The sequence below is a fragment of the Thermoanaerobacter siderophilus SR4 genome, assembly GCF_000262445.1.
GTDB lineage: Bacteria > Bacillota > Thermoanaerobacteria > Thermoanaerobacterales > Thermoanaerobacteraceae > Thermoanaerobacter > Thermoanaerobacter ethanolicus.
In genome coordinates, this window is the sequence record NZ_CM001486.1 from 856,682 (window position 1) to 880,404 (window position 23,723).

The 23,723-nt window shown below is 35.3% G+C and carries 22 protein-coding genes and 1 pseudogene; 12 read left to right on the forward strand and 11 right to left on the reverse strand.

Annotation, left to right across the window (positions count from 1 at the left end):
- Nucleotides 1-7 precede the first annotated feature (7 nt).
- Together THESIDRAFT1_RS04170 and THESIDRAFT1_RS04175 are read left to right on the forward strand one after the other, a co-directional pair.
- Nucleotides 8-1,243 carry an aminotransferase class I/II-fold pyridoxal phosphate-dependent enzyme gene (locus THESIDRAFT1_RS04170; RefSeq protein WP_006569609.1) on the forward strand — a complete coding sequence of 412 codons (1,236 nt, stop codon included), beginning with the start codon at nt 8-10 and terminating at the stop codon, nt 1,241-1,243.
- A gap of 221 nt (nt 1,244-1,464) precedes the next feature.
- Complete coding sequence (locus THESIDRAFT1_RS04175; RefSeq protein ID WP_006569610.1) at nt 1,465-2,742, forward strand: solute carrier family 23 protein; 1,278 nt, start codon at nt 1,465-1,467, stop codon at nt 2,740-2,742.
- Nucleotides 2,743-2,849: 107 nt separating this feature from the next.
- On the opposite strand, the gene THESIDRAFT1_RS04180 is transcribed toward THESIDRAFT1_RS04175, so the two are convergent.
- The 5 genes from THESIDRAFT1_RS04180 to THESIDRAFT1_RS04200 form a co-directional block, all read right to left on the reverse strand.
- Entirely contained in the window at nt 2,850-4,751 is a 1,902-nt protein-coding gene (locus THESIDRAFT1_RS04180) for a DUF4914 family protein (protein ID WP_006569611.1), read from the reverse strand.
- Between the two features lie 269 nt (nt 4,752-5,020).
- Nucleotides 5,021-5,356, reverse strand: a complete 336-nt coding sequence (locus THESIDRAFT1_RS04185; RefSeq protein ID WP_003870991.1) for a phage holin — start codon at nt 5,354-5,356, stop codon at nt 5,021-5,023.
- Entirely contained in the window at nt 5,357-6,013 is a 657-nt protein-coding gene (locus tag THESIDRAFT1_RS04190; protein WP_003870990.1) for an N-acetylmuramoyl-L-alanine amidase family protein, read from the reverse strand.
- Between the two features lie 82 nt (nt 6,014-6,095).
- On the reverse strand, nt 6,096-6,332 hold the full coding sequence (locus THESIDRAFT1_RS04195; protein WP_003870989.1) for a hypothetical protein: 237 nt from the start codon (nt 6,330-6,332) through the stop codon (nt 6,096-6,098).
- A gap of 4 nt (nt 6,333-6,336) precedes the next feature.
- A complete protein-coding gene (locus THESIDRAFT1_RS04200) occupies nt 6,337-6,576 on the reverse strand; it encodes an alpha/beta hydrolase (RefSeq protein ID WP_228378978.1) in 240 nt (79 codons plus the stop codon).
- A 607-nt stretch (nt 6,577-7,183) separates the two neighbouring features.
- On the opposite strand from THESIDRAFT1_RS04200, the gene THESIDRAFT1_RS04205 reads away from it, so the two are divergent.
- The 6 genes from THESIDRAFT1_RS04205 (at nt 7,184) to THESIDRAFT1_RS04230 (ending at nt 13,836) form a co-directional block, all read left to right on the forward strand.
- Nucleotides 7,184-7,537, forward strand: coding sequence for a metal-sulfur cluster assembly factor (locus THESIDRAFT1_RS04205; protein WP_004401004.1), 354 nt, complete (start codon nt 7,184-7,186; stop codon nt 7,535-7,537).
- Between the two features lie 318 nt (nt 7,538-7,855).
- Nucleotides 7,856-8,083 carry a hypothetical protein gene (locus THESIDRAFT1_RS04210; RefSeq protein WP_003871258.1) on the forward strand — a complete coding sequence of 76 codons (228 nt, stop codon included), beginning with the start codon at nt 7,856-7,858 and terminating at the stop codon, nt 8,081-8,083.
- Nucleotides 8,084-8,305: 222 nt separating this feature from the next.
- Nucleotides 8,306-10,330 (forward strand): sigma-54-dependent Fis family transcriptional regulator, encoded by a 2,025-nt coding sequence (locus THESIDRAFT1_RS04215; protein WP_006569612.1) that lies wholly within the window; start codon nt 8,306-8,308, stop codon nt 10,328-10,330.
- A gap of 215 nt (nt 10,331-10,545) precedes the next feature.
- Nucleotides 10,546-11,535 (forward strand): thiamine pyrophosphate-dependent dehydrogenase E1 component subunit alpha, encoded by a 990-nt coding sequence (locus THESIDRAFT1_RS04220; protein ID WP_006569613.1) that lies wholly within the window; start codon nt 10,546-10,548, stop codon nt 11,533-11,535.
- 47 nt (nt 11,536-11,582) lie between these two features.
- The gene (locus THESIDRAFT1_RS04225; RefSeq protein ID WP_004401010.1) at nt 11,583-12,602 is read left to right on the forward strand and encodes an alpha-ketoacid dehydrogenase subunit beta; all 1,020 of its coding nucleotides are present in this window, start codon (nt 11,583-11,585) and stop codon (nt 12,600-12,602) included.
- 34 nt (nt 12,603-12,636) lie between these two features.
- Complete coding sequence (locus THESIDRAFT1_RS04230; protein ID WP_006569614.1) at nt 12,637-13,836, forward strand: dihydrolipoamide acetyltransferase family protein; 1,200 nt, start codon at nt 12,637-12,639, stop codon at nt 13,834-13,836.
- A 325-nt stretch (nt 13,837-14,161) separates the two neighbouring features.
- Here the strand turns inward: THESIDRAFT1_RS04230 and THESIDRAFT1_RS04235 are convergent, their stop codons facing one another.
- Together THESIDRAFT1_RS04235 and THESIDRAFT1_RS04240 are read right to left on the reverse strand one after the other, a co-directional pair.
- Nucleotides 14,162-14,509, reverse strand: a complete 348-nt coding sequence (locus tag THESIDRAFT1_RS04235; RefSeq protein ID WP_006569615.1) for a DUF302 domain-containing protein — start codon at nt 14,507-14,509, stop codon at nt 14,162-14,164.
- A gap of 432 nt (nt 14,510-14,941) precedes the next feature.
- Complete coding sequence (locus THESIDRAFT1_RS04240) at nt 14,942-16,972, reverse strand: GGDEF domain-containing response regulator (RefSeq protein WP_006569616.1); 2,031 nt, start codon at nt 16,970-16,972, stop codon at nt 14,942-14,944.
- Nucleotides 16,973-17,410: 438 nt separating this feature from the next.
- On the opposite strand from THESIDRAFT1_RS04240, the gene THESIDRAFT1_RS04245 reads away from it, so the two are divergent.
- The 4 genes from THESIDRAFT1_RS04245 (at nt 17,411) to THESIDRAFT1_RS04260 (ending at nt 21,729) form a co-directional block, all read left to right on the forward strand.
- Nucleotides 17,411-17,638 (forward strand): hypothetical protein, encoded by a 228-nt coding sequence (locus THESIDRAFT1_RS04245; protein ID WP_039929152.1) that lies wholly within the window; start codon nt 17,411-17,413, stop codon nt 17,636-17,638.
- Nucleotides 17,639-18,428: 790 nt separating this feature from the next.
- On the forward strand, nt 18,429-19,817 hold the full coding sequence (locus THESIDRAFT1_RS04250; RefSeq protein WP_341853122.1) for a flagellar assembly protein A: 1,389 nt from the start codon (nt 18,429-18,431) through the stop codon (nt 19,815-19,817).
- A gap of 128 nt (nt 19,818-19,945) precedes the next feature.
- Nucleotides 19,946-21,229, forward strand: a complete 1,284-nt coding sequence (locus THESIDRAFT1_RS04255; RefSeq protein ID WP_244262747.1) for a putative bifunctional diguanylate cyclase/phosphodiesterase — start codon at nt 19,946-19,948, stop codon at nt 21,227-21,229.
- Nucleotides 21,230-21,492: 263 nt separating this feature from the next.
- Nucleotides 21,493-21,729 (forward strand): methyl-accepting chemotaxis protein, encoded by a 237-nt coding sequence (locus THESIDRAFT1_RS04260; protein WP_039929154.1) that lies wholly within the window; start codon nt 21,493-21,495, stop codon nt 21,727-21,729.
- Here the strand turns inward: THESIDRAFT1_RS04260 and THESIDRAFT1_RS04265 are convergent.
- From THESIDRAFT1_RS04265 to THESIDRAFT1_RS04280, 4 genes and pseudogenes are all read right to left on the reverse strand, one after another.
- On the reverse strand, nt 21,715-21,906 hold the full coding sequence (locus tag THESIDRAFT1_RS04265; RefSeq protein ID WP_004398746.1) for a hypothetical protein: 192 nt from the start codon (nt 21,904-21,906) through the stop codon (nt 21,715-21,717). The genes THESIDRAFT1_RS04260 and THESIDRAFT1_RS04265 overlap by 15 nt on opposite strands.
- A 13-nt stretch (nt 21,907-21,919) precedes the next feature.
- Nucleotides 21,920-22,582 carry an SdpI family protein gene (locus THESIDRAFT1_RS04270; RefSeq protein ID WP_004398749.1) on the reverse strand — a complete coding sequence of 221 codons (663 nt, stop codon included), beginning with the start codon at nt 22,580-22,582 and terminating at the stop codon, nt 21,920-21,922.
- A gap of 86 nt (nt 22,583-22,668) precedes the next feature.
- Nucleotides 22,669-22,893, reverse strand: coding sequence for a DUF3006 domain-containing protein (locus tag THESIDRAFT1_RS04275; RefSeq protein ID WP_039929490.1), 225 nt, complete (start codon nt 22,891-22,893; stop codon nt 22,669-22,671).
- 156 nt (nt 22,894-23,049) lie between these two features.
- Nucleotides 23,050-23,612 (reverse strand): annotated as a pseudogene (locus THESIDRAFT1_RS04280) (Rpn family recombination-promoting nuclease/putative transposase); the annotation flags it as partial.
- Between the last annotated feature and the right edge of the window lie 111 nt (nt 23,613-23,723).

Below are 23,723 nucleotides of genomic sequence, written 5' to 3' on the forward strand. Positions count from 1 at the left end.
AAAAAAGATGCCACTTACAAGATTAAATGAAATTTTACAAAAAGAACTCGATGAGTTAAAGACTGAAGGTCGTGCTAAAGGAAAAGAACTTATCATAGTCGATGTAAAAAAACCAGAGGGTGAAAAAGGTCCACGTTTCTTTTTAAAAGGCTTTGGAGACAAAGAATTTATAAGGATGAACTCTAACTCTTACCTCGGAATGCAATTTAATGAGGAAGTAATAAAAGTAGAAGAGGAGACTGCAAGAAAGTTTGGCATTGGACCTGGAGCAGTGAGGTTTATAAGCGGAACCTATATAACACATAGAGACCTTGAGAAAAAGCTTGCTCAATTCCACGGCAGAGAAGATGCAATGATTTTTAGCTCCGCCTATATGACTGTAGTAGGTATCATCTCCTCTTTAGTGACTCCTGAAACAGTAATAATAAGTGATGAACTAAATCACAACTGTATTATAAACGCTATAAGACTTTCAAGACCCAAAGAAAGATATATTTATAAACACCTAGACTATAAAGATTTAGAAAATGGAATAAAGAGTTTTATTGGTAAAGCTAAACGCGCCATTGTAGTCACTGACGGTGTATTCAGTATGAGAGGAGATTACGCAGATTTAAAGAAAATTCAGGAGATTGCAGACAGATATGACAAAGATTTTGAAGAAAACATAATAACTATAGTTGACGATTCTCACGGTGTTGGCGCTTTTGGCCCAACTGGAAGAGGCACAGAAGAAATAACAGGTGGAAAAGCTGACCTTCTCATCGGTACTATGGGAAAGGCATATGGTGTAAATGGAGGTTATGTAGTATCAAACGAGGTTATAACAACTTACTTGCGAGAAAAAACTATAACTTATATTTACTCAAATCCAGTAACACCATCAGAAGCTGCTTGTGTTTTAAAAGTCCTTGAAATACTTGATAGCAAAGAAGGTCAAAAAAGACTTTCACACCTCAAAGAATTGGCAAAACTTTTTAGAGAAGGGATTGTAAAATTAGGATATGAAACTGTAGTAAGCGAGCATCCAATAGTACCACTTTTGGTTAGAGATGCAACAAGAACGATAGATTTAGTAAATTACCTCATAGATAACGGCATTCTCGCTACAGCTATAAACTATCCAGTGGTACCTAGAGGTAGTGAAAGTATCCGGTTCCAAATTAACGCCGACCATACAACTTTTGATATAAATTATGTACTGAATGTATTGGAACGTTACAGAAAAGAAAGGTGGAGCTAAAATAGTTAAATTTTATCTTCTCTTTGCTTTTTAAAAGGTCTCTTAAAGGGGCTTTTTGTGGTAGACAAATAATATTTTGTATGCTATAATTGTAGAGAAAAAGTGAAAAAACCCTTTAATTTAGCCCAGCGAGGCTAAAAAGGAGGAAAATAAAATATCTATATTTGCATCCTCCTTGAGAGGGTTTTTTTGTAAACAAAAAACTCAAAGGAGGTTTTTTTATGTCAAACAAAATATACGGAATCGAAGAAACCCCCCCTATAAAACAAGCAATTCCACTATCTTTTCAGCACGTATTTGCCATGTTTGGTGCAACAATTTTAGTACCTCTTTTAACAGGTCTTGACCCAGCTGTTACCCTCTTCACATCAGGGCTTGGAACTTTAATATTCCATTTGATGACAAAAGGAAAAGTACCTGCGTATCTAGGTTCTTCCTTCGCCTTTATAGCACCTATAATAGCTGCAACTAAGCAATTTGGTGTAAGAGGTGCTTTTACTGGTATGATAGCAGCAGGCCTTGTATATATAGTGGTATTCATAATCATAAGCTTGACAGGCATCGATTGGTTAGAAAAATTGCTTCCCCCCGTTGTAGTAGGCCCTGTAGTTATGATAATAGGTCTAAGCCTTGCTCCTGTAGCAATAGCTCAAGCGCAAAAAGATTTACCAACGGCTCTTTTTACAGCAACCCTTATCATAGTCTTTAGCATGTTTGGCAAAGGATTTATAAAAGTCATACCCATACTTTTAGGAACAATTGGCGGATATATATTCGCGATAACAAGAGGCCTTGTAGACTTCGGACCTGTTGCAAAAGCCTCATGGATTGCAATTCCCAAATTCTCCTTCTTAACAGGACATACTCCGGAACTGGCATGGGGTGCTGTCTCTTTGGTTGCGCCGCTGGCCTTAGTCGCTATAATTGAAGATTTAGGGCACGTCCTCGTAATAGGAAATATCGTTGAAAAAGATTTAATAAAAGACCCTGGATTTCATAGAGTAATGTTAGGTAATGGCCTTGCAACATCAATTGCGGCACTTTTTGGCGGACCACCCAGCACAACTTACGGTGAAAACATTGGAGTCCTTGCAATAACAAGAGTCTATAGCTCAAAAGTTATTCAAGGTGCAGCTATAATAGCAATACTTTTAAGCTTTATACAAAAAATAGGCGCTTTGATAGAAGTAATTCCGCAACCTGTTATGGGCGGAGTAACAATAATACTCTTTGGAATGATTGCGGCAGCAGGTATGAGAACACTTGTTGAAAATAAAGTAGATTTTTCTGACAGCAGAAATCTCATAATAGCTTCTGTAATACTGACTTTGGGTGTAGGCGGTATAAAAATAGCCTTTGGAAACTTCGTCTTTGAAGGCATAGGTCCTGCCACCTTAGCAGGAATACTTCTAAACCTTGTCTTGCCCAAAATCAACTTAGCAAAAGCAAAAAAGACAGAAAAAACTTCAACCTCAAAAGAAGCCGTTCACGAAGCATAAAAAAGAGGGGACTTCCCCCCTCTTTTTTATGCTTTTTTGTTTTGCCACAGCTCTTACAAGAAATACAAAAAAGAGCCCATACACTTATGTACAGGCTCTTTTTTTAATTATCTATAATCTCCCAAAAGTCTTATATAGTCCTCTAAACTTCCATCCTCTAAACATGTTTCAATAATCTTCTTACCAAGAGGGTCAAGTTCAGGTACTAAGAATTGCTTTAATTCTCTTTTGAAGAATTCATTTAACATCTCAGCACCTTTGTCATATCCATCATCCCCTACTTCGGGCTGCTTGTTAACTTGCAGCAATTCGCGAGGAATAAAACTTCCGTTTATTTTTAATGTATTTAAAGCATAACCGAGGAGACTGCTTCTCGCTGGTGTAACTTGATCTGGTCTAAATCTTACACTTCCTCTTCTTGCAAGATATTCACGAGCTATCCATTCGGGCATAAATCCTACTTTCCACACTCCTATATATTGATTTGGAACGAGAATGTATCGAGTACCCGGTGTATTTATAATCTGCTGCAATAAAAGATTAGCGTGAATTACTCTTTTACCCGTTGCAAAAGGCCAATAAGAACCTACACCTTCGCTTTCGAGTCCACTTGTTCCTACTATACTTGGATTAGCGTGACCTCTCGGTGCAACTAATCTCCACAGCCAAGCAAGAGCAGGAGGCAACAAGTGTAGCATGCCTATTATACCGTAGGAAGGCTTTTCTTTTGAAGAAGGGGGAGTCCTCACACCAAAACTCCTCACATCCACTTCTACAGCTTCATCAACTACATTTGGCATAAACCTTCTTGGCATAATTACACGAGGATTGGGACAAGGTTTGCCAGGTGCATCCATAATATGTTCCCATATAAGACAAGTGGATTTAGGCACTCCGTCTATGTTTAAAAAGATTAAAGGCTCTTTAGGATAGATACATAACTTTTCAAAATGAGGGTCCGTTCCATATTCATTCATATGATCTACACGTATAAACCAACCTTTTTCTGCATCTTTTATCACTAATTTTTTACCTTGTTGCAAATCCGGATGGCATAATGCCATATCATCAGTTACAGGTTGTAATTCACAAGCTTCTTTAAGGTCTACGTATATTTCGTCACCTGTCACTAAATTGCGCCCTACTTTTATGCGCCCATCAGGCTCCCTGTGAATTTGCTCCAGCATTTCACTCTTTCCGCCACCGCTGGCACCCTCATGCATAATAGTCAATATATTGTCATAAGGAGTAATTATTCTCACTGCAGAAGCATGAGCAGTAATCCACCCTTCTTTTTCTCCCATTGTTAAGAGTACCCCATATATTCCTTTTTTTGCACTTGGCCCAGGATACAAGTTATACGAAAAAAGTTCATGGAGATTTTCTAATCGGTTGTGCACAACTACTTGCTTTCCATTAAAATGAGTATGCCTAAAGGGAGGGGCTAAATATACTATTGCTTTCGGAGTAAAACCTTCCGGTATTTCCTTTTTAGGTATAAATCCTTGAATATCTGCAAGAGCCGTAGCGAAAAAACCAGCATTTTCAGGTGCCAAGAGAAGCGATGGATAACCGTACTCATCTCCACCAGACATAAAAGGCATGACAATTAAATTTTGCTTTTTCAGCCATTCAAAAGTTTTCTGCCTTAATTCGTCAAAATCATATCCATACCTATCCACAAACCTAGGTTTATCTGTCTCCCCATTATCAGCAACTACAAGACAATCTGGCTCTCTCCTTCTCATATAAGGCTCAGGATAATTAACTGCTAACCCATTTTTACACCTTGCCACAGTCGCTTCTAATACTTTCCCTTTTTCTGGAACATCATAAAAAATTTCAAAAAAGTCATTATTTCCTCCAACAGAAATTTCAAGAAGATGTTGTCTACTTTCTGGAATTGTTATTTTAGGACACACTTTTAATATTTCTTCTACTTCTTCTGGTAGTCTCATTTTATTTATAATTTCCATTGTTTCCTTATTAATAATGAGAGAAAAGTCCAACTTATACCACCTCACAATAATAAGTATAAGAATATTATACAAAAAAATTTTTAGCTTTGCAATTTGAATAATAAAATTTGCAAAATAAATTTTAGCATGTTCCTCTATTCCAAACTTTTCATTATAATATCGTTGTTTTGTAGGTACGCCTTTTGTAATCTTTTACATTGATGAAATTTTTAAATTGTCTTCTTGCAATTTTTATTAGTAATAGGTGCTAAAAATAAAAGCACCCATATAGAGTGCTTTTTTGTAATAAAGTTTTTTCATTATTTGTCCAAACCTTGTCTCTCCAAACCTTTTAATTTCAATATATAATTCATTTCAAAAACTGCTGCTTCTATTAGTTTATCGATTTCTTCGTCTGTTAACTTATTGCCAACCACTTTTTTTAATAAGTTAAAAACTTCCGCTTTTTTATCAGGTCCTTTACCTGGCCCTATTTGCTGTTCTATTGCTTGCACAAAAGTTTTTGCAATTTCATAGTATCTCTTCATTTTTTCCATACCAATTTTGGTATTTAAATAATCAATCAAATACCCAAGCGCAACCATTATAACGAGTTGAACACCAGCTGTCAAAATTGTCATGACCAAATCCCTCATTTATCTCCCTCCCAATATTTTCAATATTACAGAAGCAAATTCTCCCCAAGTGACATAACTTTTAGGGTCATAATGTTTATCTATAATTCCTTTCATCTGTAATTTTTCAATATCATCTGTTTGCTTATAATTTACGCTTTTTAAGAATTTAATTGTGCCATTTGCAATCCCTTGTGCAAAAGCATCTGGCTTTTGTAAAAGCAAATCTAAATTTTGTGGATTTGACATAAAAGCTGTTTCAACTAGTATCGCAGGCATTACAGTATGCTTCAGTACATAAAAACTTTCATATTTTACTCCTCTATTTGTTGTTTTTAACATTTCTACTATTTCATTTTGTACATATTGGGCTAAATTTCGTCCTGCTAAACTTCTGGGATACGCGTAAGTTTCCGTACCATTTGCGGAAGGATCTGTAAAGCTATTACAATGAATAGAAATAAAATAATCTGCTTTGCTCTTATTGGCAATATCACACCTTTGCTGTAAGTCTACTGTTTCATCTTTATCTCTTGTCATTATTACACCGATATTTTCCTTCACTAAAATATCCCTTATTTTTAAAGCTATATTTAGATTTATATCTTTTTCTTTATAATCACCCACAACAGCACCAGGATCCTTTCCTCCATGGCCGGGGTCAACAGCTATTAGCATATTAATCACCACCATCAAAATAATTTTTCCAACTTTTCTTTTATCATATAATATGCAGAAAAAAATAACAAGTTTATAAAAATTATCTTCTATCTCTTTCTAAATCAAAAATGACTTTTTCAATGTACCACTTTTCAGTTCGACCTGGATATTTAACTTTAAGACGCTGTATCTGAAGCTGAAGGGATTTTTCAGCTTGCTCCATTGAAGATAAAAACATAAGTTGCCTGTACTTTTGTTTAAGATGGTAAATTTCAATCCTCGGTTTTACTATAATAGCAATTACAATTAAAAATATTATAATAGCCACATATACCATTTATTTATCTCCTTTCATATACCTTTTCTTTTATCCAATTTAAAATATCTTCAAACACTTCCTCCCGATTAATCTCATTTAAAATTTCATGTCTCTTACTAGGATAAATTTTTATATCTACTAATGTACTACCCACGTTTTTGTAAATTCCATAAAGTCTATTTACTAATCTTCCATATTCCTCCACAGGATCCTCTTCACCTGAAATTATAAAAATAGGCAAATTTTGAGGTATGTTTTGCAGTCTCTCTTTTTTATATAAATTTAAAAGTGCCCATTATTAACATTTTCCCAACAATGAAGATATATTTTTTCTTCATCTTCGCCTTTTATAAAGTACCCCTTATAATCCTCCATTTAAACTCCCTCTTAAGGTTTTTGTTATACTACCTAAATAATTCCTTTCCAAAATTATACCACTTTTAATCTCTTTTACAAATAGCTTTTTTATTTTCTTTTAATAAAAATGACCCCTTTCACAAAAATTTCGTCTATATAAAAAACGGTAAAATATGATATAATATAAAATAGCTCTTGGCAGAGTAGGTGTCTCGCGTGAAGTGCCGGAGGATGGGACGTTGCCTTCATTCTGGCAATTAGTCATAGCCATCGGAATAGGCCAGCTTATATCTTCTGTAATACTTGTACCTTATTTTATCCAATTGCTTTTCCATTTGTCCATGAAAGTTACATTACCTCCTCGAATTATTACTCAAATTATTTAAGTTCCTCTATATGTCTTTTTTACGCAAATAATTTTGGAAAAACTACGTATAGTTTTTAACTTTAAAACCGAAGAAAAAGGAAAAAGTAATACAATATAATTGGATATAAAGGAGGCACAATATATTATGGAAAGTGAAGAATTTCTTGACTTTGCACCAATTAAATTTGTTGGCATTGATGACAAAGAAGAGCAAAATCGTATAATAGATGTTCTCATGTCTGTTGTTGATCCAGAAATCGGTATAGATATTATAAACCTTGGGCTTGTTTATGAAATTCACAAAGAAGATAATAAATTATACATTATAATGACACTAACAGCATTAGGTTGCCCACTTGCTGATGTGTTGTCAAATGAGGTAAAAAACGAAGTACTTTCAATTGGAGATTATAGTGAGGTAGAAGTAAAAATTGTATATTCACCTCCATGGGATCATGATCGTCTATCTTCATTTGCAAGAATGGAACTCGGATTATAAAAAGGCGGTTTAAAACCGTCTTTTTATATAGCTCAAAAAAACAATAATTAAAAATTTAAAAAGAATTGAATACTATCAATTCGAGTTATAAGTATTTTATATGGTATTGACCTATCTGAAACGAAGGATTATCTCGATGTAGAAAAATTATCAAAATTGATTAAGGATACATAGACAAAGGAAGAAAATTTTTCACAAGCCGATATAATTAGAAAGTTAGAATAAATCGCACTATTTATATTTAAAGATGAAAGATTAAAAGATCTGAGAATACCTGGTGATATACTTATAGGGATAAATTTTGAAGATGATGCAGAAGTGGAGAAAAAAATTGATAAATTAATATCATCTATGATTGATGACCAAATTTTAATAGAAAATTATCTTTTGGAAATTTCTTATGCGTTACAAAATTACGAATTTACTGAGAGGGAAATAAAAAATCTATTTCATTTGATAGGATTAGCTATATCAGATGAATACAAATCTCTCTTAAGAGTTATTGTAGTAAAGTGCTTTGCAGCTATAAGAAAAATTTTCAAGTAAAAATTTAATAAAGAACGAAGAAGGAGATTGCGTAGTGGTTGTCGAAATATAACATAGAGTTTCTTCCTTTGTGGGTTTTGGGTTTCGGTAATTCCTACCTTCGACACTAAAGGGAGGGAAGCCTTCTTTTTCTCAAATCTTTTTGTATCAAGTATTATAGGGTTTGATAACCCCCTAAATTAGGGGTTTATCTGATATAACTTGGTACGGGGGGAGAGGTGAATGAAAGAAAATTTTTATGGAGTTTATGAAGAAGTGTGGCATCAATGGAACGACTTTCAAAACACCATGACTATCTCAAAACAAATCGTTAGGTCGGAAATACTTAAATCTTGGGAAAGGAGCAAAATTGCAGGCGTCGATCCGTACCAGGAACAAGGACAAGAAATTATCGAGGGTGCCGCTTTAAAAGAAGTCAGAGAAAAACAAGAAGAACTAATTCAAGCTGCTAGGCCGATTATGGAAAAGCTTTTATCGCTGTCTGGTGACTATGGTTTCCTTGCAGTTTTAGTAGGAGAGGACGGTTATATATTAGAGACATTAGGGAACCACCAGGAAACTATAGACCTAGCTCGAAGAACCAATTTCATTCCTGGCGCATGCTGGCGAGAAGATAAAGTTGGCACTAACGGTATAGGAACTGCAATGGTTATAGGGCAAGCCCTTGATGTAACTGGGGCTGAACACTTCTCTCGTGGACTTCACTCTTGGACATGTACTGGTTCTCCAATTTTTAGTCCGGAAGGAAAACCTATTGGAGTTATTGATCTTTCGGGACCTTGGTACCGAGAAAATAAACTGGCATTAGCTACTATAGTATCTTCTGCAATTGCGATTGAAAACAATTTGAAGCAGAGTAAAGCCTTTAAAGAAACTTTACCTTACAGACAACTCTCAGAATACTTCTTAGAAAACAACAGTGATCCCTTATTAGTGATGGATAATACAGGAAGATTAATCAAGGTTAATTATGCATCTGAGAAAGTTTTGGGATGGAAAAAAGAAGATTTAATAGGACGAAGAGCTGATGAAATATTTGACAATTCGCAGGAAATCCTATTCCTCATAAAAGCGCGGCAGAGTATAAAAAACAAGGAAATATTAGTGCAAAGTAGAAAAGGTATCTTGCGGTGTAGCGCAGATGTTTCACCTATAAGTGGTTATTACAATGAAAATGTAGCGGCTCTAATAGCTCTAAAAATGCATGAAGGTAGTCAATTTTATATAAGCTCTCCTCCAGCCTTAAAAGGATTCGAAGTAATATTGGGAAATCATCCCTGTTTGCGTGAAAGTATACGATTAGCCCAAATTGCAGCAAATAGCGATGCACCAGTCCTTATTTTAGGAGAGACAGGGACAGGGAAAGACCTTTTTGCAAGAGCCATTCATGAGGCTAGCGGTAGGAAAGGACCTTTTGTGGCGATAAATGGTGGTGCTTTGCCGCGAGAATTAATTGGAAGTGAGCTTTTCGGCTATGTAGGCGGAGCTTTTACCGGTGCACGACCAGAGGGCAAGCCAGGTAAATTTGAACAAGCACAAGGAGGTACTTTATTTTTAGACGAGATAGGCGATATGCCTATGGATATACAGGTTTACCTTTTACGAGTGTTAGAAGAAAAAAAGGTAGTTCGAATAGGCGGACATAAGGAGATACCGTTAGATGTTCGAATTATTGCTGCGACCAATTCGGATTTAACGAAGTTAGTAAGAGAGAAAAAATTTCGAGAGGATTTGTATTATCGCCTGAGAGTTCTCACTATTCATTTATGCCCGTTACGAGAACGCAAAAGTGATATACCTCTTCTTTTTCAACATTTTGTCAATAAATTTTCGCAAAAATTAGGCAAAAATATTACCAATATTGATCCATCAATTTGGCCTTTATTAAGTAATTACGACTGGCCAGGAAACATTAGGGAATTACGAAATGTGGCAGAATGGGCAGTGAATATAGCAGAGGGTAGTACAATTTCTGTTAATCATTTGCCACCTTACTTGTCTGGCTCTCAAACTATCCGCGAGAACAGCTGTACTTTTTCTTCTACCTCTCTTATTGAACTGGAAAAGCAGGAGATTAGTCGACTTCTCGAACATTATGGAGGTAATATAACCAAAGTTGCTGAAGCCTTAGGCATAGCACGGAACACTTTGTATAGGAAGCTTTATAAATATGGGCTAAAGACTCGTTATGGTGTTCCAAAATCTAACGTTACAAAAAGAGACATAAGTTACAAAGAAGCAGATTAAGATTTCATAATTTCTTGTAAAAATCAAGAGATGAGTAAACCAGCACTCAATAATGGGTGCTGGCATATTTTTTGCAAGAATATATTTAATGCAAAATCTAAAAGGGGGGGATGTAACAAAAGAAATTAAAACATATTCACCTTCTTTGATATTATAAAGCAGGGTAGTATATTGTAAAAAATTGAAAAATTGTAAATAGATAGGAGTGAAAAGGTATGAACATTCCCAAAGAAACTCTTATGCGTATGTACCTTGAGATGGTTACAATTCGATTATATGAGGAAACCATGGCTGAAGCCTATCAGGAAGGGAAATACCCAGTATTCAACATTGCATCAGGCCCAGTCCCTGGTGAGATGCATTTAGCTGCAGGACAGGAGCCTGTAGCTGTAGGGGTATGCATGCACCTTAATAAGGAGGATGCTGTAGTCGGTACTCACCGGCCTCACCACTTTGCTATTGCAAAAGGAGTAGATCTCAAACGCATGACAGCAGAAATATTTGGCAAAGTTACCGGTTTAGGCCGCGGCAAAGGTGGTCACATGCACCTCTTTGACCCTGATGTACACTTCAGCTGCAGCGGTATCGTCGGTGCTAGCATTCCCCAAGCAGTAGGGGCAGCTCTAGCTTTCAAAATGCGCAAGGAAAAACGTGTAGCTGTGGCCTTTTTTGGTGACGGTGCTGCAAATCAGGGTGCTTTTCATGAGGGGCTTAACTTAGCTGCAATTTGGAAGCTACCTGTGGTGTTTGTATGTGAGGACAATAGTTGGGCAATTTCTGTACCAAAACAAAAGTCCACAGCTATTAGTAGAAATGCTGACCGTGCAGTTGCATATGGTATACACGGAATATACGTGGGAGAAAACGATGTCTTAGCTGTCTACGATGCTGCTGGCGAGGCAGTAGAGCGAGCGCGCCAGGGGGAGGGTCCAACTCTTATTGAAGTTAAAACAGATCGTTTCTTTGGGCATTTCCAGGGTGATCCAGAAGTCTATAGACCCAAGGACGAAGTTCCACGTCTAAAGCAAAATGATCCAATTAAGCGGTTCAGGAAATACCTTATTGAAAATGGCATAGCCAAAGAAGCTGAAATTAAACAATTAGACGATGAAGCACGGAAGCGTGTTGAGGATGCTTTCTTGTTTGCTCGGGAGTCACCCTACCCAGCACCGGAAGAAGCTCTACTTCACGTGTTTGTAGAATAGTGAGTTACGCGTTTAGTGGTGAATAGTATGTAAAGGAGGAGAAAATTATGTCTGCGAAAACCACGCGAAAGCTTACTATGGCAAAAGCAATTGCTGAGGCCATTAGTTTGGAGATGGAAAGGGATCCGAGAGTTTTTGTCATGGGTGAGGACGTAGGTGTATATGGAGGTATATTCAGTGCCACAGCTGGGCTATATGAAAAATTTGGGCCAGAAAGAGCTATCGATACACCCATTTCCGAAACAGGTTTTATAGGTGCTGCTTTAGCAGCTGCTATGGAAGGTATGCGTCCTATAGTAGAATTAATGTTTGTAGACTTCTTTGGCGTGTGTATGGATCAAATTTATAATCACATTGCCAAAAACACTTACTTTTCAGGGGGAAATATTCGGATACCTTTGGTGCTCATGACTGCGGTTGGTGGTGGTTACAACGATGCAGGACAGCATTCACAGTGTCTTTGGGGGACTTTCGCTCATCTGCCTGGTCTCAAAGTAGTTGTACCTTCTACTCCCTATGACGCCAAAGGTCTGATGATTTCAGCCATACGGGATGACAATCCTGTTCTATACATGTTCCACAAGGGGTTACTTGGTCTGGGTTGGATGACCCTTATTAAGGACAGCACTGGCCCTGTCCCTGAGGAGCCTTATACGATCCCGTTTGGTAAAGCAGAGGTAAAACGGGAAGGAAAAGATGTTTCGATAATCAGCGTGGCTATGGGCGTCTATCAAGCATTAGAGGCGGCTAAAGAACTGGAAAAAGAAGGTATAAGCGTTGAGGTTCTGGACCTCAGGACATTGGTGCCATTAGACCGCGAAGCCATAATAAATACTGTAAAAAAGACTCGTAGAGTATTGGTAGTGGATGAAGACTACTTGAGCTATGGTATGAGCGGAGAAGTTGCTGCAACTGTAGTTGAGCATGCTTTTGACTACTTAGAAGCGCCTGTCAAACGGTTAGCAGTTCCAGACGTGCCTATCCCATATTCTCGTCCTTTGGAACAGTTTGTATTACCTTTAAGTTCTAAAATTGTGAATGCAGTTAAGGAATTGCTCAGGTCATAATAATGAAATTTCAAAGCAGGAGGACTGATATCTTATGCCATACGAATTTCGCATGCCTAACGTAGCATCAAATGGAATAGAAGGGTTTGTGGTGAATTGGTTCAAGGATGAAGGACAGCCAGTACAAGCAGACGAATTGCTGCTGGAAGTACAATTTGAAAAAGTAGTTGTTGAAATCCAGGCTCCAGTAAGCGGCATACTTACAAAAATCCTATGCCCCCAAGGCCATGTAGTTAAGGTTGGGCAGCCGCTCTGCTTGATCGAAGAAGAGGCCACGGAGGTGGCTGGAGGTAGTGAATCTGCGATACCTCCAGTCTATGCGCCAGAGGAAACGACCCACATCCACGGCGAGACGGAGCAGAGATCCCAGAGTACTCCAGTGGATACCCAGGATCCCGGTAACAGGACAGGAGATGTAAGAGCCACCCCTGCAGCCCGTAAGCTTGCCCGTGAATTGGGAATTTCTCTGGAGGCAGTACCGGGAACCGGCCCGGGCGGTCGTATTACTGAGGAGGATGTTAAGAAATTTGCTCAACGTTCTGAAAAGACAGATTTAAAAGCAAAAAGGGTACCCCTCACTCCTACTCAACGTTTAGTTGGTGCGAGGATGTTACAAAGCCTGCGAGAAACTGCACAGTTTACATTAGGGCGGGAGATAGATGTAAGCGCGTTAATCAAAGTCCGCATGGAGCTTAGACAAAAAGGTTCACCTGCCAACATGACGGATCTTATACATAAAGCAGTGGTTCGGGCGATTTTAGAAAATCCTGAAATGCAGGCTATTATTGATGGAGACGATATGATACTGCCTGCAGAAGTTCACTTGGGATTTGCTGTTGCCCGTGGCGATGAACTTTTAGTGCCTGTAATCAAAAATGCTCATAGACTCAATCTTAATGAAATGGCTGTTGAGAGACGCCGGCTTACTGATGCAGTTCTGCAAGGTATTATAAAGCCAGAAGAGCTACAAGGAGGTACCTTTACGATTACAAATCTGGGTACTTATGGTATTGGTTTCTTTACCCCTGTGCTATATCCAAAGCAATCTGCAATTCTCGGTATTGGAAGAATAGTGGAACGACCAGTTCTTGAGAATGGAAACGTCCGCTCCGCACAATTTATGACTCTTAGTCTTACTGTAGATCACCAGGTAATAAACGGCGCACCTGCTGCGAGATTCTTAACTCGGCTGGCGGAACTTCTTTCTCAACCTGAAGCGCTCTTGGAGTCGTAATAGCAAAAGGGCAATGCATGTGCGCTGCCCTTTTAGAATACACGAAAAAAAGACAAGAGGAGTGGTTTCAATAAGGTGCATTAGGTGGTACCTGGATTTATGTCAATATAGTAGACACAAAAACTCGAAATTTTTATACTAAGTTTTTAATTATATCTTCATATTTCTGGTCAATGTTGCTGCCATCAGGGCAATTTATAAATTCATTTATTTAAATTAAAGAGAATTTATAAATATTGTCTCTGTGCAAGAGCCCCAGCTTTTTGTAAAAATAAAAAGCTGGGGCTCTTATACGATAATTTAGGGAGTCATTTGACCTTTTTCATTAAACAACCTTATTGATTATTTTTATTAAACGTTCCTCAATTTCTTTAGCAATGTCTTTAATTTCTACATTATCGCTGTCCATATGTGAGAATAATTGAGCTAATTTTAAAACACCTACTTTTGTTTCTTTTGTATCTTCTATAATTACAATTTTACATGGTAGAAAGTAGCTTGCCATTGGGTCAATTGCGATAATTTTTGCAGCGGCATTAGGATTACAAACTTCTAAAATTGTTACACTGTGATTATAAGGCAGCCCTTTTTCAGCGAGTTTTTTGTGCAATTCAAATTCCCATAACACACCAAAGTTTTCCTCTTTAAGTTCTTTTTTTAAGTCCTCAATCAACTCTTTTGTTTTTTATAGGTAGTTAACGTGAAGTCAAACATAGTTTTTTCTCCTCTCATTTATCTTTTTTCTTTGATGAAAAATTTGTGTGTACTCTTAGTATAAGATTATTTTAAATTAAAAATTTGAAGAAAATGTGAAGGAAAATTTACTAAGAGATTATTTTATAGACATTAGAACTCCTTAGATACTTGCGGATAAAAAGGCGTGAAATAAATCCCATCTAACAGGCGGTCGGCTTTGGATATTTGTGGGTATTATAGGGTTATTGGATTCAATTTTTAGCGGCATGTGGAAATTCATTTTTTTGATTGTTCCACAATTACTAAATCAAACAATTCTTTTCTACTTTTTACTTTCAATATTAGAATGCTCTTTCTGTCTTTTCTTTCTCCCATAGCTCTTTTATTGAGGCTACTTATAGCCTCTTCCTTATCCTCCTTCTATGTCAAATTTACAGCTTTTTACGCAATTTCTTCCTGCGCCTTTTGCTTCATACAACATGTTGTCTACTCGAATAAGAACTGTGTCAATGGTATCAGTGTCCCTATATTCAGTTACTCCAAAGCTTGCTGTTACATCCCCTATTCCTTGCAGTTCCATCCTACTTATCTGTTTTCTAAGCTCTTCAGCCAGATCAACTGCATTATTCAAAGAAGTTTCAGGCAGGAGGATTATAAATTCTTCTCCTCCCCAGCGCGCAAAACAATCTGTCTTGCGTATCCTTTCTTTTACTGTATCGGCAACACTTTTAAGAACCATATCTCCTGCAGCATGCCCAAAACGGTCATTTACCTTTTTGAAATGATCTAAGTCAAACATAATAAGGGAAAATGGCCTTCTATTTCGTTTTACTCGCTCTATTTCCTGCTCCAGCATCTGCATGAAAAAACGCCTGTTATAAGTATTTGTAAGGGGATCGGTAATAGATTGGTGATAAAGTAATTCCTCCAATCTTTTGCGCTCGCTTATGTCGCGAATTATGCCTATTGCATGCCATGCATCTTTAATTTTTACAGCAGAAAGTGAAAGTTCTACATCAATTTCATAGCCGTTTTTATGTCTTGCTTTTAGCTCGATTGTTTTCCCTACAGTATTCCCCTTGCCGGTCAAGCGGAATCTTTTAAATGCTTTTCTATATACTTCGTACAGTCGTTCATCTTGAATCATAAGTGCGTGTAATTCTTTTCCTATTATTTCTTCTCTTGAATATCCAAGTATACGCTCCGCTGCAGGGTTCCAAAAAGTTACGTTCCCTTTGTCGTCAATCATAATAATGGCATCTCCTGCAGACTTCATTATAGTGCTTAAAATCTCATTCCTTTCCTTCAGTTCTTTTTCCATTGTTCTACGCTCCGTTATATCAATCACAAGTGCTGCATATACTTTTTCTTTCCCAAATTCTATAAGTTCCAAGTGAACTTCTACTGGATAAAGAGAACCATCTTTCCTGCGGTGTACTGTGTTAAAGATAATTTGCTTCTGTTCTCCTTTAGAAAGAGGGGCAAGAAGTTCTTTAAAGCTTTGCAATGTAAACTCCGGTTTTAAGTCAACAGGAGTCATTTCTTTGAACTCTTCTTCAGTATATCCTAAATTTTTCTTCGCACCCCCGTTTACTGCAATGAATTTTAGTGTCTGTGGATGGAATATGTAAATTTCATTGAGTGAGTCTTCAAAAAGATTTTTATAAAATTCAAGCTCTCTCTTTGCTTTCCATTGTTCAGTAATGTCAAAGATAATCAGATGCATCAGTGTTTTTCCTTGATAATCTACAGGGGATGAATATACTTCTACTAATCTCTCTTCTCCGTTAGCTAACCGTTGGAAGCAAAGGCAGGGATTACAACCCTTCTTTAAAGCTTCCGAACACTTTTGACCACCGTCTATGGTAGAAACGCCAACAACAGCTTCTATGTCCATCTGCAGCATAGTTTCTTTGGAATAACCGTAGAAATGACAGGCAGCTTTGTTAGCATCAATAATGCGTCCTGATTCTGGTTCGATAAGTAGCATCACTACATCATGGCTTTCAAACATACTGTGGAATAACTCTTCTCTCTTTTTTATCTGTATTTTAGCCTCATAAAGCTTAAAAGCCATTTCTATTTGAGATATGAGTACATACTCATCTACACCCTTAAGAACATACCCATAAGCTGAAACTGACTTTATTTTTTCCATTATTTCTTTACTGGCATTAGCAGTTAGAAATAAAATTGGGATATCTTTATGGTGTTGAATTATTCTTGCTGTATCTATCCCATCGATTGTTCCTCTAAGTTCTATGTCCATAAGAATTAAATCTGGACTTTGAACACTATTTACTACTTTTTTAACAGTCTCCTCTCCTGATGTGATTATCTCTGTTTTGTATCCGTATTTATTTAGAATTTCTGCTGCTATTTGTGCATTAAGTTTGCTGTCCTCTACAATAAGGATTTTCTTTGGAAAAGCAGCGTTCATCAGTTAGTACCCCCAATTAATGCGAAGTAGATGGAGATTATAAAACCCTTTATGTATTTTCGAAAAATTACTCAAGAGTTTTATTTTCCGAAATATTATTATACTTTTTTCCCTCAAAAAACACAATAAAAATTTTCCGTTCAAGTGCAAATTTTGCGTAAAATTTTCCTCATTTATAATTGTGTATTCCCATAAAAAAAATTTGTAAAGTTGCTATTGATGTGAAATGCATTAAAGTTGTAAAGTTTAAAATCAAAATAGTAGATAAATCTTTCAATAAATAAAGCATTTGAACGAATTTTAGAGTAAAAACTTTTGACAATATCCTACCTGGAGAAGGAAAGCACAATATGACGAAGGGAAAAGTATTGAAAGACAAAACACCTGTATTGAGTATAGTTAGATATTTATTTCCCGTATTTTATAAAGGCAGCATGTTTGAGCGCACAGGAAGATAATACAGTAAAAATCAAAGTATATAAAAACAACAATTGGATGTGGCATAATATAGAATTTAAAACGAAAAGTCTTGAGCATAGAGATATGAAAGGCTTTAAAGAAATAAATCCTAGTTTAGTAAATAGTGATAAATATTACCAAATCTTTCTACAAAAATTATTTATTTTTTGGGAAAGGATTAAATATACAATTAGTGAAAGAGAATAAACAATTTTTTCTGTAATTTTTTTTTTTTTTTTTTTTTTTTTTTAATTTTTTAAGAAGGAATTATGCTTTTTTTGTCGAATATAGTACTTTAACAGATAATAATGTAAAAAACAAAACAGTTAACTATTTATATTGTATATCTTTGCTTTTGTAAGTAAGTTATAACTTGAAAACAACTAAAAAAATTTATATTGTCTTTTTCTCAAAAAAAAAACGAAAATAATCATCCAAATTACATTAGATGATAAATCCCGGCCCGATGACCAAGAACTGCATATAAGGCTGACTTAAAGCAGACGAGTTTGTCAAACAAAACAAAAGTCCAATATTGCCTGAACCCCATGCAATTTGTTTTTTAAATAGTTTTTTAAATAGTTTTTTAAATATTTATCAAGATAATAAGGGCGAGAAGAGTTCTTGCATTTATGGATATCACATTCCCTACGAGCTTTGATTTTTCAAGAGTTTTACCACAATAAGGACAACGGAAGATAGCAATTTCAGAATAATAAGTTTTGAAGTTAATAGATATAGTCGCTTTGAGCTTACAATGAGGCAGAATATATATTTGAATATAGAATATCCATTAATATCCATTGGGGCGCCTAACATGCGGGGGTGTTTTTATGAAAATAGAATTAAGTGATGTTTTGAAGAAAATGGGGGTTATTGTAGAAATTTCGGATGATGAAATGATTGCAACCTTAAAAAAAACCTTTTTTCTTCCTGGGGTGATGTAGATATTCATGAATTTTTAAATATACTGGAAAGCGATCTTCGTAAGAATGGAATTATAGTGAGTGTAGATAAAAGTGCGTTAATTAGCGTATATACCCAAAATAAAAAAGAAGCAGTAATAGCAAGAGGAATACCATATAAAAGTGGCAGGGATGGTTATCTGGAATTTATTATAAAAACCGATAAACCGAGAATTCTTTATACCGAAACATTCTCTGAAGAAGATATATTTAAGATGGCAAGTATACCCTTTGCAAGAAAAGGTGATGTTATCGGAAAACTACATAAACCCATAAAAGGTGAAAATGGAATTAGCGTAAGAGGTAGAATTATACATGCACCGCCTGTAAGAGATGTTGAAGTAAAAATTCTCAGCGATTCCATAGTTTTTAAAGAAGATGAAGATAAGATAGTTGCGATAGCTGACATAAGACCGGTTGTACATAAAAAAGACGAAAATGATAAAGTTGTATATTTATTTAATTCTATTCCCATGTTAATTTACGAAGGAAGTATCACGAAGAATTCAAGGCCTGTAACATTCGATGGTGATGTTATAATAAACGGAAATGTCGAAAAAGGCAATCAAATAATTGTTTCAGGAAATGTTCAGATACTTGGTTCAGTTTACGAATCAGTAGTTCAGGGAGGGCAAAATATTATTATCCATGGCGGAATTGTTGATAGCCAGTTACATGCCGGTTTTTTACCAGGAAACATTTTTGATAAAATAGAACTTCACGCCGTAAATCTTATTGTTGAGAAATTATCGGCAATTTTTGTCCATATTAAAGAACTACCAACGGTTATGAATAATTCCAGACATTTAAGCGAGAAAATCAAATTAATCGAAACCTTAAAAGAAGAGTTAAAAACATCATCAAGAGAAATAAGTATGATACGTAGTTCAAATGTACTTCAAAATCTTCTGGAGTATTTAAAAAGTCTCGTTAAAACGCTCAACAACATTTTGGATTACGATATTATTGGTCTTATAAAACATTTGAATTCATTAAAAGAAATTTATGAAAAAATCCTCTTCATATCAAGGATTTTAGCCGAGGAACATGAAAACAAGGGGCGTATACTTGCAAAATGGGTTCATGACAGCAAAATTTATGCTATGAAGGACGTAATTATAACCTCAGAAGCAGGCTGTTATAACACAAAAATTTCTACAAATGGTTCGGTTTCTATTAATGGTAAGGTTAAAATGAGCACGATCGAATTTGCCAAAAATATCTTTGTAAAAGAAGCCGGATCGCACGGCGTCGGTAGTTACGTATTATTAAAGGGAAGTAAAAATTCAATAGTAAAAATCCTTTACGGCTATGAAGGAGTCGAATTATACTTTGATAAAATAGGCTACAAATTAAAAAATGGTGAAAAAATAAAATTATATTTAGACAAAGATGAAAAAGTCGTTGAAGACATTATTTAATTTGTTTCAGTTGGCTTTTGAAAAATTCACCGTGGGAATGGGAGCCTTTCCCATGAATCTGTTTGATTTTGAAGAATATATCATTTCTGTCCGGCATATCTTCGATACCGCCGACCGAATATGAAAGGATGATTTATGTGTTGAAGAAAAAGGAACTTAGAGATAAGAAGTATTATTATGATTATTTGACCCACCTTCCAAACAGATATTTTTTATATGAGTATTATAGCTCTAGCAATTGCCAATTTGTTGTTGCACTCCTTGATTTTGATAATTTCACATACATTAATGATTCCTATGGACATCATTTTGGGGATAAAGTGTTAGTTGAAATAAGCAAGATGCTGATTGAAATAGTAAAAGAAAAGGGAAAGATTTTCAGGTTTGGGGGTGATGAGTTCGTTGTTCTTTTTCACTGTAATTTGGATGAAGCAATAAGCGTTATAGAAAATGTTATAGAAAAGTTTAATTATGTTTTCAAAGTTGAGGAAAGAGATATCTTAACAACAGTGAGCGCAGGCATTTATGTATCAAAAGTAGGCGAACATATGGATGATATTATAAGAAAAGCAGATGCTGCAATGTTTGAAGCTAAAAAATTGGGCAAATCAAAATATGTCATTTTTGACAAAACTATAGAGGACAAGATAATCGAAAAAGCTGAAATGATGGTAGATATCAAGAAAGCGATGTTAAACAACGAGTTTTACCTTTTATTTCAGCCTATTTATGATTTGAGAGAGAATAGGATAAGGGAAGTTGAAGCCCTTGCAAGGTGGAGGAACGACAAATATGGCGACATCTCTCCTTCTCGATTCGTTCCAGTGCTTGAGGAGACTGGTCTTATCAAAGAATTTGGTATTTTTATTATTGAAGATGTTTTTAAACAAATAAAAGATTGGCGGAATAAGGGTATCGAGCTTAAGGTTAACATCAATGTTTCTCCCCTTCAGCTTAGGGACGATGAGTTTTTCTTTAAATTTGATGAGCTTATTAGTAAATACAATATACCATCAAATCTCATCGGCATAGAATTTACTGAAACTCAAATATTAGATATTAAAGAGCAAAAGGTAAATAAAATAGACGAATTTTTAAGAAGGGGAATAAAGATTTCGCTAGATGATTTTGGAGTTGGATATTCTTCCTTAATAAACATGATAGAGTTTCCTATAAGCACTATTAAGATGGACAAAAGCCTTATTGACAGGATTGACGAAAACAAAGTAAAAACATTAATTAAGGGAATTTTGTATATCTCAAAGGAAATGAACTATGAAGTCGTAGCGGAAGGGGTAGAAACAGGGGAACAGCTTAGTATGCTAAAGGAATGGGGTTGTGACAAAATACAAGGTTATTATATATCGAGACCTAAAACTTCAGAGGAGATAGAACTGATGTTCAGAACGTGAACGTAAAAGGAAGTAAAAACATACTGAAAAATGTAAAAATAACAACTTTACTTTTTATTCTAATAGGAATAGTTGCCATTTCTTTTGGAATAATTTCATTTTTTGTTATAAATAACATGAAGATTTTAAGAAGCTATGAATAATTTGTATAATTCTAAAATGGCATAATCAGTTGAATTAAATGCTAAAAATTTAATGGAAGTTGTAAATAAAGCAAATTTAGCTTTTCAAAATCAAGAGGTATCTTTATAGGAGTATTTATCTTGTTGACGGTAATATCAATAATTGTAGGATTTGCTATAACAAAATTATTAGGAATCTCAATGAAGCAGATTAATGTTCTTGTTGAAAAACTATCAAATTATGACTTTACAGTGGAAATTGATAATGAAGGTAAGAACGAATTTGCTGAAATGAATAGTTCATTTAAAATATCGATATGCGAAAGAAGAGCATTCCCCTGTCACAGGACACTTTGGGAAATTTTACATAAATTTTAAATGTAGCTTCTTTTGCTGCATGATAATAATCCCTATAATTTCTAATCCGATGCCTACCCCGTTAAATATCCCTCGCAAAAAATCAGTAATATAAATATGTCTGCTTAGATATGTTGTAGTAGATATTACAAATATTCCTAATAAAACTACAAATAAGCCTAATTTATTATTTCCCATAGTATTGTCTACTTTACTTTTCTTTGTTTTTGAAAACTATATAAGAATATACAATCGGTACTATAACAGCAGTAATTAACAGCACAAACATCAAAACAGCCACCCATGTACCGGTGAAAAAGGAAGCAAATAAACCGATAATACCTGCAATAAGCCATAGTTTTCCGCCTAGCTGGTGTGTCTTATTCCATACCTCTTCATCCGCCAACGTCCATGGAGTTCTTATCCCTACAAAATAATTATGGCGAAGTTTACCCATAGCACTTCCAAATCCAATCAGCATAAAAGGAATAATAAGATTGCCCATTCTATTTATATCAATCTTATAACCTAATGCAGAATATGTAGAAACAAAATATACTTCTGATAAAATAATTACTAAAACTGCCCTTATCACTCTATAAGCTCCAGCAAATTTACCATAATTGGCTCTTTTAGGGTCAATAAGGGGTATATACAACATTGCGAAATATATTCCAGTAATAATTGACGGCAAAATAAATATATCATGTTTTGGACCAAAACTATCCACTTGGCCCGAAATATTCCAGTGCATTGGAATTTTATCCGGCAAACGTCCAAAAACAGTAAACGTAAAAATCCATATCAATATGATGATCGCAATTAACCACCAATCTTTTTTGATTTCGTATTTCACATCGTAGTTCTCATACATAATATTCATACTCCTTTCCATGTTTATGATAAACTCGTTGTACATCTTACTTGTTTAATAATTTTGGCAAACATATTTAACATACATTATTCCTCTTTAAACAATTCTTTTGCAAGGTCTTCCATTATCTTTTTGCGGTTTTCTGTTTCTTTTTCGTCTATTATGACGTTAAATATAAGCACATCTCCTTCTTTTGCGTTTTGAGGAAGAAGTTCTTTCGGAAAATTGAATGTTTTATTTCCATATTCTATTACTGCCCAATCACCTTCAAATCTGTCTATAATGCAGAGTCTGGATGTTTTTTTAGACATTATTTGCACCTCTCCATTAAATTCTGTTATATTTGATTTTAATGCTTTATTTAAGTAACATTCCTGCATCTTCATATTTTTCCCATGAATTTTATAATATCTATATTCATATATCTATCACATTAATATATCCCGCTTTTTAGTTTGAAGAGCGTGCATATCCGAAAAAATTCTCTCTATGACTTCCCTGCTGTAAACTATACCCGATAATATTTCTGCCTTAAAAGCTATGTCTTTTTTCTTGGCCGTATCTACAGGCATATTCTTTATTGAATTGCTTCCACACACTCTTTAAGATAATTTTCTCCTTCTCTCTTTCTTTTTTCTTTGTCCATTAAAGGCAAAAGTGCATATAAGTCATAATAATCTGTTTTTGTAATGTCTGTAAATTTTATTTCCTCTACATCAATTATTCTATACCTGTAGTCTAAAATATTTTGTTCTCCTAAGTTGTAATTTAATTTGTCTTCCATTTTTAACTCATTTTTTCCCATGTAAATTACTATTTGATAAGGTATTAGATTGTGTTTTTCCATTATTTCAAGGGAATATCTTAGCATCCTGTAAGGCATCTTATCATCATTGCTGGATTGAAATTATATATGTACAGCAATATCTCCTTTCTCGGTACTGCTTTTAAAGACCATGTCACTTTCTCTGTTTTCAACTTTCATAAATTCAATGTTGAGTTCATCTTCTTCCTCCCGTTTCTCCTTAATTACCTTCTATTGTAATTATAACACACTTCACAGGGATAATAAATCCATTACACTCTCTAGATAGTGTCAAGATACTGTAGGATAATTTTTAGTGACAACCCATGGAATATG